Annotated in this window: 12 protein-coding genes and 2 pseudogenes; 6 read left to right on the top strand and 8 right to left on the bottom strand. The window is 58.9% G+C overall.

Features of this window, described 5'->3' with window-relative positions; genetic code table 11:
- Positions 1-73: 73 nt before the first annotated feature.
- The gene (locus NLM32_RS14790; RefSeq protein ID WP_254135306.1) at positions 74-808 is read left to right on the top strand and encodes a DUF72 domain-containing protein; all 735 of its coding nucleotides are present in this window, start codon (positions 74-76) and stop codon (positions 806-808) included.
- Here the strand turns inward: NLM32_RS14790 and NLM32_RS14785 are convergent.
- From NLM32_RS14785 to NLM32_RS14765, 5 genes are all read right to left on the bottom strand, one after another.
- On the bottom strand, positions 805-975 hold the full coding sequence (locus tag NLM32_RS14785; RefSeq protein WP_254129684.1) for a hypothetical protein: 171 nt from the start codon (positions 973-975) through the stop codon (positions 805-807). The two genes, NLM32_RS14790 and NLM32_RS14785, sit on opposite strands and share 4 nt — an antisense overlap.
- Before the next feature lie 18 nt (positions 976-993).
- Entirely contained in the window at positions 994-3,546 is a 2,553-nt protein-coding gene (gene uvrA / locus NLM32_RS14780; protein WP_254129683.1) for an excinuclease ABC subunit UvrA, read from the bottom strand.
- A gap of 135 nt (positions 3,547-3,681) precedes the next feature.
- Complete coding sequence (locus NLM32_RS14775; RefSeq protein WP_254129682.1) at positions 3,682-4,080, bottom strand: VOC family protein; 399 nt, start codon at positions 4,078-4,080, stop codon at positions 3,682-3,684.
- A gap of 81 nt (positions 4,081-4,161) precedes the next feature.
- Positions 4,162-4,449: a hypothetical protein gene (locus NLM32_RS14770; RefSeq protein ID WP_254129681.1), complete on the bottom strand. Its 288-nt coding sequence runs from the start codon at positions 4,447-4,449 to the stop codon at positions 4,162-4,164.
- Between the two features lie 38 nt (positions 4,450-4,487).
- Positions 4,488-5,273: an SDR family oxidoreductase gene (locus NLM32_RS14765; protein ID WP_254129680.1), complete on the bottom strand. Its 786-nt coding sequence runs from the start codon at positions 5,271-5,273 to the stop codon at positions 4,488-4,490.
- Positions 5,274-5,411: 138 nt separating this feature from the next.
- On the opposite strand from NLM32_RS14765, the gene NLM32_RS14760 reads away from it, so the two are divergent.
- From NLM32_RS14760 to NLM32_RS46000, 5 genes and pseudogenes are all read left to right on the top strand, one after another.
- Positions 5,412-6,590, top strand: coding sequence for a zinc-dependent alcohol dehydrogenase (locus tag NLM32_RS14760; protein ID WP_254129679.1), 1,179 nt, complete (start codon positions 5,412-5,414; stop codon positions 6,588-6,590).
- 27 nt (positions 6,591-6,617) lie between these two features.
- A complete protein-coding gene (locus NLM32_RS14755; protein ID WP_254129678.1) occupies positions 6,618-7,874 on the top strand; it encodes a hypothetical protein in 1,257 nt (418 codons plus the stop codon).
- Positions 7,875-8,108: 234 nt separating this feature from the next.
- Entirely contained in the window at positions 8,109-8,837 is a 729-nt protein-coding gene (locus NLM32_RS14750; protein ID WP_254129677.1) for a hypothetical protein, read from the top strand.
- Between the two features lie 418 nt (positions 8,838-9,255).
- Positions 9,256-9,672 carry a hypothetical protein gene (locus NLM32_RS14745; protein ID WP_254135571.1) on the top strand — a complete coding sequence of 139 codons (417 nt, stop codon included), beginning with the start codon at positions 9,256-9,258 and terminating at the stop codon, positions 9,670-9,672.
- Between the two features lie 12 nt (positions 9,673-9,684).
- Positions 9,685-9,756 (top strand): annotated as a pseudogene (locus tag NLM32_RS46000) (hypothetical protein); the annotation flags it as partial.
- A gap of 26 nt (positions 9,757-9,782) precedes the next feature.
- Here the strand turns inward: NLM32_RS46000 and NLM32_RS14735 are convergent.
- From NLM32_RS14735 to NLM32_RS14725, 3 genes and pseudogenes are all read right to left on the bottom strand, one after another.
- Positions 9,783-10,724: an ATP-dependent DNA ligase gene (locus tag NLM32_RS14735; protein WP_305884115.1), complete on the bottom strand. Its 942-nt coding sequence runs from the start codon at positions 10,722-10,724 to the stop codon at positions 9,783-9,785.
- A 35-nt stretch (positions 10,725-10,759) separates the two neighbouring features.
- Positions 10,760-11,822: pseudogene (locus tag NLM32_RS14730) on the bottom strand (FAD-dependent oxidoreductase).
- 59 nt (positions 11,823-11,881) lie between these two features.
- Positions 11,882-12,670, bottom strand: coding sequence for a DUF72 domain-containing protein (locus NLM32_RS14725; protein WP_309144882.1), 789 nt, complete (start codon positions 12,668-12,670; stop codon positions 11,882-11,884).
- Positions 12,671-12,742 lie beyond the last annotated feature (72 nt).

Here is a 12,742-nt window from a genome sequence, read left to right as displayed (position 1 = left end):
GGAGCGTCGATAGATCGTGGAGGCGTCATGCACGGCCCATTTGGCAACGCCGATTAGATTGGACGACGTTCGAATGGCACGCATTCTTGTCGGCACCTCGGGCTGGCACTACACATCCTGGCGAGGTCCGTTCTTTCCCCGAGGGGTCCGGATCAAAGACCAGCTCAGCTACTATGCCGATCAGTTCGACACCACGGAGCTGAACGGGGTGTTCTACCGCACGCCAACGCCGGAGGCAGTGACGGCATGGTGGCAGCAGACCGGCCGCGATTTTGTCTTTGCCTGGAAGGCGTCGAAGTTCATCACGCACTGGAAGCGTCTTTCGGATCGCTCCGAAAACAGCCTCGAGCTGCTAGAGGACCGCATTTCGCTGCTCCGCAGCAAAGCGGGGCCGATCCTGTTTCAGCTTCCGCCTCAGTTCGAGGTGGACGCAGAGCGGCTCGGCTCGTTTTTCAAGCTCCTGTCCAGTAAACGCCGCTATAGTTTCGAATTTCGCCACCCGAGTTGGTATCAGCCACGCATTCTCAGAATGCTGTCCGAGGAGAACATCTCACTCTGCTTGTCCGACCATCATGATGCGCCGGCGCCCTGGAAACGTACGGCAGACTTCGTTTATGTCCGCGGACATGGTCCGAGCGGGCGCTATCACGGCCACTACTCGCAAACAGCGCTCGCCCAATGGGCCGAGCGCCTCAAATCCTGGAAGCGGCAAGGCTGTGACGTCTACGTCTATTTCGACAACGACCAGAAGAGTGCCGCGCCGGCGGACGCGCAGGCTTTGAGAACGATTCTGCAGCGACCGGCCTAGGGACCTCCAGCGACCGAGCCCGCGATTACCATGACGAGGTCGTCGAGATCGATCTTGCCATGGACGATCAACTCGTCCGAACCATCGACCTTCAGCGATTGTGGTCGGTCTGCCGCCTGTCGCTTCAGCTCACCGATAATGGCTTCCTTGAGTTTTTCTTCCAGCATCGAGTATCCTTTCGAGCGTCAATTTGGCTTTTCTTGTCCGAGCGTACGCGCGAGATAGTGCGCCGTGCGGCTGAGCGGTTGATGCGCAACCTCCTCAGGCGTTCCTGCCGCGACGATCCGCCCGCCATCTTCACCGGCGCCCGGGCCGATATCGATCACCCAGTCGCTTGCGGCGACGACCGCCATGTCGTGCTCGACGACGATCACCGAGCTGCCGGACTCGACGAGACTGTCCAGTTGGACGATCAATTTCTCGACATCTGCTGGATGCAGGCCAGTCGTCGGTTCGTCCAGGACATAAATTGTCTGGGAGCGCTGAGTACGCTGTAGCTCGGTGGCGAGCTTGACGCGTTGCGCTTCGCCGCCGGACAGCTCTGTGGCAGGTTGACCAAGCCGGATGTAGCCGAGTCCGACCTGCCTCAAGACTTCGAGAGAGCGCGCGATGACGGGATCGTCAGCGAAGAATGCGTGGGCGGTCTCGACCGTCATTGCGAGCACATCGGCAATCGATTTTCCGTTCAGCCTGATGGCGAGCGTTTCACCATTGTAGCGCGAACCATGGCAGTCCGGGCACGGCGCATAGACGCTCGGCAGGAAGAGGAGCTCGACGCATACGAATCCCTCGCCCTGACATGTCGGGCATCGGCCTTTAGGCAGATTAAATGAGAAGCGACCGGCGTCGTAGCGATGCCGGCGCGCCTGTTTGGTTGCCGCAAAGAGTTTTCGGACATGGTCAAACAGCCCGGTGTAGGTCGCCAGGTTCGAGCGGGGCGTTCTACCGATCGGCTTTTGATCGACCACGACCAACCGCTTGAGACGTTCGAGCCCTTCGGTGATTTTTCCGCTGATGATTGCGACCGGTGCTCGCTCGAGATCTTCTTCGTCGGGCTCCTCCGATGGAGACGATTTTCCGAAATGTTGGCCCAGCGCGTCGACCAGAAATTGACTGGCCAAGCTGGATTTGCCGGATCCGGATACGCCGGTCACACTCGCCAGCACGCCTAGGGGCAAATCGATATCAAGATTTCGCAGGTTGTTTCGAGTGACGCCGCGCAGACGAAGCCAACCCTGAGGGGATCGTTCTCTCCGCTTCGGCGGAGAGCGCGATCCAAACAGATATTCTCGGGTGCGGGATCTCTCGACCTCGCTCAAGCCCTCGAGGGGACCACTGTAGATAATCTCGCCACCATGCGTTCCGGCATCCGGTCCGACATCGACGACCCAGTCGGCGTAACGAATGACATCCAGCTCGTGCTCGACCACGAACAATGAATTTCCGGCGGCCTTGAGCCGGTCGAGTGCACGGAGAAGAGCCTCGGTGTCGGCTGGGTGAAGCCCAGCTGAGGGCTCATCGAGCACGTAAACAACCCCAAAAAGATTGGACCGGATCTGCGTTGCAAGCCGGAGGCGCTGTAGTTCACCCGGCGACAGTGTTGGCGTGCTGCGCTCGAGCGTCAGGTAACCGAGCCCGAGATCTAGCAGTACGCCAAGCCGATCGACCAGATCCTGCGCGATCCGCTGCACGACCACGGCTCTTTCCGGATGAGCTTCGTGACCAACGCCCGCATTTGAGCAGTAGGGGCGCATCAGCTCAGCCAGCCGTTGCAGCGGGACCCGAGCGATGTCCGCGATATCCATGCCGTCGAATTTGACCGACAGCGCCCCGGGTTTCAGCCGCTTGCCCTGACACGCGGGACATTCGGTGCTCAGCATGAACCGGGAGACCCGCTTCTTCATCATCGCGCTCGTCGTGTTGGCGAAGGTCTCCATCACGTAGCGCCTGGCGCCGGTAAACGTGCCTTGGTAGCTCGGCTCTTCCTTGCGTTTCAACGCCGTGCGCACCTCGCTCGCGTCATATCCTGCGTAGACAGGGACGGTCGGCTGCTCGTCCGTGAACAGGATCCAGTTGCGCGCCTTCTTCGGCAACTCCCGCCAGGGCTTATCGATGTCGTAACCGAGCGTCGTCAGGATGTCGCGCAGGTTCTGGCCGTGCCACGCGGTGGGCCATGCTGCGATCGCCCGCTCCCGGATGGTCAACCTGTCGTCCGGCACCATCGAGTGCTCGGTCACGTCATAAATGCGACCGAGCCCATGGCACCGCGGACAGGCGCCCTCTGCCGAATTTGGCGAGAACGCTTCCGCGTAAAGCAGCTTCTGTGATCGCGGGTAATCGCCGGCGCGCGAGTAGAGCATGCGAAGAAGATTTGACAAGGTTGTCACGCTGCCAACGCTGGATCGCGTCGTCGGCGATCCCCTCTGCTGCTGCAACGCGACGGCCGGCGGCAGGCCCTCGATCTCGTCGACCTCCGGCACGGCCATCTGGTGAAACAGCCGTCGGGCATAAGGCGAGACGGATTCGAGATAGCGGCGCTGGGCTTCAGCATAAAGCGTACCGAACGCCAGAGACGACTTCCCGGAGCCTGACACGCCGGTGAAGACGACCAGCGCGTCACGCGGGATGTGCACATCCACGTTCTTGAGATTGTGCTCACGCGCACCGCGCACGCGGACGAATGCATCCGCGTGTAGTTCCCGAATTTTCTTGTCCGGCCTCTTTACCGCTTTATGCATCAATGAACTCCTCGCTCCGCGCAAGGAAAGACACGGCTGCCGATCCTAATGATCCTTTTTCCAAGCTCTACCACCAGGATTACAGATCTGCGCCGACGATTGATCCATGATCTCAATATCGATTAAGGCCAAAACTTATCGATTAAGGCCAAAACTTTCTCGTGCCGTGTAGGTCACGGCTTCGATCTTGTTGCCGTCTAGATCGCGCACGAAAGCACCGTAGTAGTTGGTATTGTATTCTTCTCTGATTCCGGGGGCTCCGTCGTCGCTTCCGCCGCTCGTCACTGCTGTTTCATGAAAGCGCCTCACGGTCTCCCGATCAGGGGCCTGGAAGGCAATGTGGATGCCGTTTCCCGCGCTGGCAGGCTCACCGTTCGTCGGCGTTTCGAGACTGAAGGCGATGTCGGATGCGCCGTAGTGAACAGATCGATCCGAGGACTTGAGAACGCGAAAGCCGATCAATGTCATCAATGGATCATAGAACTTGCGCGCCCGATGCACGTCGTTCGTTCCGATCGATACATGGTGAATCATCGGCCAGCTTCTCCTGGAAACAGGGCACGAAAAGCAGCGACGCTGCCAACCTCTCGCGCCCTCCTCTTGAATCTTCCCGACCTAGCAATCTTTGCCGGCGGCGTCGGCTGTCGTCTTCGACTGTTCAGCGGCCGTCGGCTGACTTTGCATCTGACGCTGGGCGTCCTGCGACGATGTTGCCGTATGTTCGCTGGCCTTGTTCATGGCCGACGTGGGCGGATGCTCCTTGGCGGCCGGCGCGGCCGTGCCCGTGGTCTCGCTTGCCTTGCCGGCTGTAACCGGTCCTGAACCGGCGTCTCGATTCGCGGTGCTGCAGGGGCCGGCAAACGCGACCGTGGAGTTAACCGCGAGCAGCGCGCCGACCAACATTGACTTTACAAGCATGACAACTGCCTCCTGTTTGCCGGCTAATGCTTGGCGGAGCCGGGTTCCGCCATTTTGCGATGCTGTTTCGCGAGCGTCTCCGCAGGCATCACGTTTGCCACTGCGGACTGGATCTTGTTCTTGAGGCCGGTAACGACATCGCCCTCGCCTTTCATCATGGCATCATAGCCCTGGCGCGCGACCATGGCGGGATCGTCTTTCTCTTCCGAGCCAACCTTGGTGTCGAGCATGTCGGCGCGCCTAAAGAACTCGGTCTCGGTCGCGCCCGGCATCAGGCAAGTTACGCTGATCTCGGTGTCGCGAAGTTCCTCACGAAGCGCAAACGACAGTGAGTTCAGATAGGCCTTCGACGCATTATAAACGGCCTGGAAGCTGCCCGACGTAAAGCCGGCAATTGAGCCCGTGATCAGAATACGGCCTTGATTGCGTCGGCGCATGTCATTGCCGACCTTGTGCAGCAGACCGGTGGTCCCGGTGACATTAGTGTCGATGACATCGCGAATGCGGGCGAGGTCTTGATCGAGGAACGCGTGCCCAAGTCCGCGTCCGGCATTCGCCATGAGCACGTCGATCGGACGCCCTTTGGCAGCCGCGTGGAGCTGGTCGATGCCTTCCTGTGTGGCGAGGTCGACGTGAAGAGCCTCGACGGCGCCCGCACTAGGCTCATTTCGCAGATCAGCGGCCGCCTTTTCGATTTCCACCTCGTCCGCGGCAATCAGCAGGTCAAATCCCTCGCGCACGCAAATGCGCGCCAACTCGTAACCGATCCCCGTCGATGCTCCGGTCACGACTGCAAATTGCCTCTCCATCTCTGCTCTCCGTTGTGTCGAAACTTGGCTGTCTAATCGCGCGGGGCTTCTCCCGTTCCTAACGCAATAGGAACCTCGGGGCGCAATTGCGCTTAGCCGTCATACCTCGCTTGGAATACCTCGCTTGGAGTTCCCCCCATGAAAGCTCTCACCTGGCACGGCAAAGGCGACATTCGATGCGAGACGGTGCCGGACCCCAAAATCGAACATGGCCGCGACGCCATCATTAAGGTAACCGCCTGCGCGATTTGCGGATCCGACCTTCACTTGCTCGACGGCGTCATGCCGAGCATGGAGAAAGGTGACGTGGTAGGCCACGAGACCATGGGCGAGGTCGTCGACGTTGGTAAAGACAATACCAAGCTCAAAGTCGGCGACCGAGTCGTCGTGCCCTTCACGATCTCCTGCGGTGAATGCTTCTTTTGCAAAAACGGTTTCTACTCCGGATGCGAGCGGTCGAACCCAAATGCCAAAATGGCCGAGAAGATGTGGGGACATTCCCCGGCCGGCTTGTTCGGCTATTCGCATATGCTCGGAGGTTTCGCTGGTGGGCAGGCGGAGTACCTGCGGGTGCCCTACGCCGATGTCGGACCATACAAGGTTCCGGAAGGCCTCACCGACGAGCAGGTGCTATTTCTGTCGGACATCTTTCCGACCGGCTATATGGCTGCCGAATTCTGCAACATAAAGGGTGGCGAGATTGTAGCCGTATGGGGATGCGGCCCTGTCGGACAATTCGCGATCAAGAGCGCATTTCTGCTGGGCGCAGAGCGCGTCCTAGCGATCGACACCGTGCCGGAGCGCTTGGCGCTCGCCGCCCAGTCGGGCGCAACCGTGATCGATTTCAAGAAGGACGACATCTACGATCGCATCCAGGAATTGACCGGTGGGCGCGGCGCCGATGCCTGCATCGACGCTGTGGGCACCGAGCCTGACACAACGGCCAGCATTGGCTCCGTGATTGACCGGATCAAGGTCGCGACTTTCATGGGAACAGACCGGCCTCACGTCCTTCGCCAGGCGATCGAGTGCTGCCGAAATTTCGGGACAGTCTCCATCGTCGGAGTCTATGGAGGTTATCTGGACAAGATACCCATGGGCAGCGCTATCAATCGCGGCCTCACCTTCCGAATGGCCCAGACCCCCGTCCAGCACTACATGCCCAAGCTGATGGCGCGTATCCAGAAGGGCGAGATCGATCCGTCCTTCGTCATCACCCATCGCGCGACACTTGAGGAGGGACCGGAACTCTACAAGACCTTTCGGGACAAGGAGGATGGCTGCATCAAGGTCGTGATGAAGCCCTTCGGAGGCTGACCTGGGGGTAACTCGAGCAAGATGGCAATGGAGAGTGCAGACGCGTACTTCGACCGAAAATTCGAAGAATTGAGGCTTTTGAACAGTTGCCTCGCCGACCCGATCTCTCTGGATCGTCCTGGCTCGGTTGCTGAAGTCATCCGTCGCAAATTTCAGCTGGCCGCGGCTCTCAGAGCCGCGCATGAGATGCAGGAGTGGAACGCCACCGAAACGGCCTGGACCGGCAGCGCGCATCCATTCAGTGGGCCCTTCAAATTTCAATACGACTATCAACGCGCCGATCTCTCCGTGGAAGGACCTTCATTCTACGCACTCGATCAGCAGCACATCCGACAAACGATCTACACCGCGTCCGGAATGGCCGCGATTGCTGCGCTGCTACTCGCCCTCTCCAAGTCGATGAGAGATGCGGAGATCATTGCGCTGCCAGGCTCTTACGGGGAAACGCTGGAGCTGATCGACGGTTATGCTCATCAACTGCGCCTGGTGGTCGGATCGGTCGCGAGTTTCTCGGCAAACAGCAACTCTCGCAGGGTTCTGCTACTGGATTCCTGTGTCGCATCACGCGACTTCAGGGACATCATCAATTGCGGCAAGTTGCATTTCGACCTCATGATATTCGACACAACATGTTTCGCCAGCAGTTCAAATCGTATCGAGCAGGTGGTCCGATGGTCATGGCGCCGGGGAATTCCGTTGATCCTAATCAGAAGTCACAACAAGCTGGATTCGTTGGGTGCGGAGTACGGGCGGCTGGGCTCCATTGCGTTGATCCGCAACGATTTCGCAGCGGCGCGGACGCCCCCTTCATGCTTGGAAGGGCTAATGACGGAAACACGAAATGCCGTAAGGCTCTTGGGCAACGCGGCCTTGCCAGGGCACTTTCCTCCTTTTGTAGGCAGCTCCTGCTACCGTCGCCTCACGAGGAGGCGTATGGCCTCGATCCTTCGTAATGGTCGCTTCTCCTCCCGGCATTTCGCCTCAAGACTGCGAGGCGTGCCTTCGCAGCTGTGTCCCGTTCACGGACTTTACGTCAGGTTGGGATCTCTCGACGAGGCGGCCGCTCGGCAGGCGGCGGCCGTCATGAGTGAGCATCTGAGCAAAGTCGGATTTCCGATCCGTCACGCCGGAAGCTTTGGATTCGATTTCGCGGCAACGGAATGGTGTCACGACTTGACCACCGATAGCTACGGCGTCCGCATAGCCGTGCCGGATCTTCCCTCGAGCCTTTGGCGCGATCTGACGGAAGCGATAGCCGACTGGTGGGTCGATTCAATCGCCTGATCAGGACGGCAAGATGAATATCTCGCAGCCGCGATCCATGCACACGCCGGGTCAGGAACCTTCGCGAGTCGTGCACATTATTGCGGCGATGACGCGTCGGGCGTCATCGTAAGGAGCACGTTTCCAATGATTGATACTGTCGTCGTTGCCCCGGGAGACAATCCAAGTTCGTCCCTCACCGGCGTCTCGTGGCCGGCCATCGCTGCCGGGGCCATCGTGGCCTGCGCCATCACCTTGCTCCTGCTCGCCTTCGGGACGGGTCTGGGGTTGACCATGGTGTCGCCGTGGTCAGGCTCCGGCATATCGGCGACCACCTTCAAGATCACCACCGGACTTTATCTCATCGTGATTGCGATGATCGCCTCATCGATCGGAGGTTATCTCGCTGGCCGCCTGCGTTCCGGTTGGTCGGGCGTCCACAGCGACGAAGTGTATTTTCGCGACACGGCGCACGGCCTGATAGCTTGGGCACTGGCTTCGGTCTTGGGAGCCGCCGTCCTCGCAACACCGGCGACCAGCCTTCTCGGCGCTGCGGCCAGCGGCGCAAGCCAAGGCGCTGTCGCCAGCACCAGCCGGCCGGCGAGCCCGATGGATGGCTACATCGATTCGCTTTTGCGCGCCGATCCCGCCGCTCAAACCTCAACCAGCAATCCTGCTGAAAGCCGCAGCGAAATCGCACGGCTGTTCACGCGGAGCTTCCGTGACGGCGGTGATCTCAAGCCATCCGATCGCGACTATGTCGCAAAGGTCGTGGCGGCTCGCACGGGGATGAGCCAGCCCGACGCCGACAAACGAGTCAACGACGTCGTCACTCAGATCAAGACAGACGCCGATACGGCCCGCAAAGCGACGGCGTCGCTTGCATTCTGGTTGACGGCCTCACTTCTGCTCGGAGCATTCTGTGCCAGTCTCGCAGCCACGGAAGGCGGCGGCCTTCGCGATGGCACTTGGAAACGTCGCTAACGAAAGGAACGCAACATGCCCATCCTTCTATGGCTTCTTGGAATTCCGATTCCTCTCATTATTTTGATCCTCCTCTTGCGGTAAGAGGACTGGAGATTGTCCGGTCGCGAAGGCAGCCGGACAATCTCCAATGCTACGCTCATTGAGGCTGTCGGCCGCGCTTTTCAGTTTGCGGCAGATACAACCTCTTATTTCTTGTAGGCTCATCGACGAAAGGAAAGATGGGCACGGTGGGTTGTCTTACCCTCCAACCGGTACCCCCATCAACTCGCAAGCTCCCTCGGACGCTGCCAGCACTGCGCGTCGCAGCATGTGAATAAGCGGATTGAGCGAGCCATTGAACAATTTGCGCATCAGGCCTTCACCTGCTCCTTTATAGCTTTGGCCATCCTGGCCGGTGGCCGGGCGCGCCTTAGGAGTGGAAGAAGAACGTCCAGACGGCCACCAGAGTCACGGCGGCCAAACCGAGACTGACGAGCAGAAGGGCAAGAATGCTCGGGCCAGGTTCGGCTTGTCGCGCTTCCGTCGACGATTCAACAATTCTCCGCTCGTGTATAGTTGCCATGACATCCTCCATTTTGAAGGAAAGGCGCTGAGAGACCATTCGTTCCTGTGCAGGAACGGAGCGATCTCGCATGCGTTCACCGAAAGAAAGGATGCCGCCATGCCCGAGAAATTCGACCCCGCGCCGGCCGACAAGCACGCCGAAGACCCTAAGCAGAGCGCGCAACGTGACAAGAAGGATGACGCCTTGGAGAAGAGCCTGAAAGACAGCTTTCCCGCGTCCGACCCGGTCAGCAGCACGCAAGCATCCAAAGCAACGCCTGACACTTGATTGGAGAGCAAAATGGGTTTGGCAGCCTACGAGATCGTCGGTCGGGACGGCGCCTGGCAAATTGAGCACGATGGTGTCAGTCGGAACACATATGCAACAAAGGAAGCAGCCTATGAAGCCGCCGTCACCGCGGCCTCTCTGGCCATAAGACAGGGCCATGCGGTGAGAGTCACGGTTCCCGAAAGCGAGAACGCAGTGGGCACGGTCAATTCGGGCTGAGCGTTGACCTGCTGCTCGGCGTTCCCGATATCAAGAATGGGCGACATGATTTTCGCTCGTGTTCGGAAATGCGGCGCTAGGCGTGTGGGCTGAGTTGGCTCGGATGCCCAGAGGTGCCTTCTCGAAGACGCTGTGCCTGACGAAAATCCAACGTGTTGCAACAATCCCTCGTCATCGTAAAGCCCCAGAAGAATTGACCCAACAACCCGACGGCCTACACCATAGCGAAAGCCGCCGATGACACAGTCCGCACTTCGGTACCGCTTTATCTTTTGCATGCCCTCACGATTGCCGGCTTGATAAGGAAGGTCGAGGCGTTTGGATATGACGCCATCGCTTCCACCCCCCGCCGCCACAAGCCAGCGTTGGGCATCTCTCAGCTTCGTGCTGGCGGGCGAAAGGCGAAACAGGTTTGACTCAGAGAAAAAGCGGGCAGCGAAGCTCTCTAAAAGTGGTCGCCGCTTGACGAGCGGCGCGCCCGTCAGATCGCGTCCGCTCTGCAACAGGTCGAATGCGAGAAACAAGGCCGGAGTTTCCGCAGCCAGCTTCTTCACGCGGCTTGCAGCGGGATGGATCCGCTGCAACAGGGCGTCGAATGAAAACTGACCACCAATCGAAATGACGATTTCGCCATCCAGGACAAAACTGTTTGCGCGTATCGTCAGCGCGCCAGCAATGACCTCGGGAAAGTAGCGGTTGAGGTTCTGCCCGGATTTCGAATGAAGATCGACCTGCTTGCCCTCGCGCATCAAAAGGCAACGGAAGCCGTCCCATTTCGGTTCGTACAACCAATTCTCTCCGGTCGGAATGGCGTCGACCGAGCGGGCCTCCATTGCCTCAATGGCGTTGCGGCGTTTCTTCACGTCGCTTAGTCCTCGATACGAGCGAGAGGCCCGATGGCAGGAGCGTTGATCGGTTGCCCATCGACATCGAATACCGATCCATGACACGGGCAGTCCCAACACCTTTCGAAGCTGTTCCAATGCAGGTGACATCCGACATGAGTGCAGCTCGCCGACCTCAGGTGCACGGCACCCGATTCATCTTTAAATGCAGCGATTTTTTCCAGTCCACGCCTCACAATCGCGCCTTTGCCTGGCTTCAGATCGTCCAGTGAACTTACCTCGCCAGGCGCGACATACTCCGCGAAGCTCTTAAGTGCGCTGACGTTCTCGGTCACAAAGTTCTTCGCGGCCTTGAGAGGAACCCGGCCCGGCTCGTAGATTTGTCTCCAGGGGTGACTCTCACCCAGAATCAAACTTGTATTCAGCACCGCGCCCGCTACACCATGGGTTAAACCTTGTCCTGAATCCCCCATTGCGACGTAGATGTTTTTGCCGCCGGGATCTCGCCCGATGAAGCCTGTATAATCGATTGTATCGAGTACCTGCCCTGACCAACGGTGCGTCTCGTTGCCGAGGCCGGAGATCAGACTGCGAGCCCAGGCTTCCAGCTTGTCAAAACGTTCATCAGCGTCGTCCGCCTCTCCGCTTTTGTGATCCTCGCCTCCGACCAGCACATAATCGGTGCCCGCTGGGCCCGGCTGCAGGCGGACATAATGGTAGGGATCTTAGCCTGCGAAAGTCGCAATCGATCTTCTCTTTCTTCTGGATTTCCTCGATGCGGTCGACCGCCGCGGCCTGGCTGTCGCAAAACAGTTTTGTTGTTTCGTGCCCCTTGATCTTCGTCATCTCGCTGACGAGATCATCGCATAAAGGAGCAAGGTGAGCCGACGTCCTTGACGTCATACCGGCGCAAATGCGTCCGCGGTCGATGACAATAACGGATTTCCCGCGCTGACAGAGCTCATAGGCCGTTGATATTCCGGCAATTCCAGAGCCTACTACGGCGACGTCGCACTCCTGCACGCCGTCGAGCACACCCGCATCGGGTGCGACTTTAATATCCATCCAGAGCGATTTGCTGGTCATGAGGCTCTCCCGATTCGTGGAAACGTTGCCACGACCAGCAGAGTTCCAAATTCTGTGTGTCAGACCTTGAGTGCGTCGGCGAGCATACGCCTAAAGGTTGTCGCGTTTTTGGGGGCGTGCGCGTCGTTGTCATTGTTGAAATAGACCCAAGCCCGTTTCGCCCCGCTGGCTTTGATCCTTGCGGCCCAGATCGCAAGCTCGCTTTTCGAATAGTCGTGCCTGTACCATCGCTTCGGGCCGTGCAGGCGAATGTAAAGTTCCTCGCTCGTCTGGACAAGTTCATCCGGCAACCGTGGTCCGCTGCAAGAGCAAAAGATAATCCCGGCCGCACGAAAGGCCTCATAGACCTCTTCGTTCCACCAGCTCGCATGCCGAAACTCCACGACGTTGCGACGCACAGGATCAAGCTGGCCAACAATGTCATTGAGCCGGGTCTTGGTATAACGATAGCTCGGCGGCAGTTGAAACAGAAAGCAGCCCATCCGGTCACCGAGGATATCGGCGATCATCCCAAAGTCCCGGATGAGCGTTTTTGTCCCCTTAAATCGCTTCACGTGGGTGATGAGCTCGGAGACTTTGACAGTGTAGATGAATTTCTTCTTCCCGGGCTGGCGCCGCCAGGCCTGAACACCGGCGACTGTCGGCCACGCATAAAACGATGCATTGATTTCAACAGTGTTGAAACGCTGTAAATAGTGGTCGAACCACTGCACCTGCGGTACTCCCGCATAAAATGAGTCCCGCCATTTCCAGTAACGCCAGCCGGAGCATCCGACGTAAACTGGCTGCTTGTGCTGCGGAGGTGCCTCGGGACATTCGACGTTCCTTCTTAAGCGGCGGCCATGCATCGTTTTGGCGCGCCTTATGTTGTCCTCTCGCTGCTTCTCGCGTCGCAGACGCCTGCGTTCGCGACGCTCCTC

This window comes from Bradyrhizobium sp. CCGUVB14, from assembly GCF_024199935.1.
GTDB lineage: Bacteria > Pseudomonadota > Alphaproteobacteria > Rhizobiales > Xanthobacteraceae > Bradyrhizobium.
This window is presented reverse-complemented; position numbering and strand designations above follow the sequence as displayed.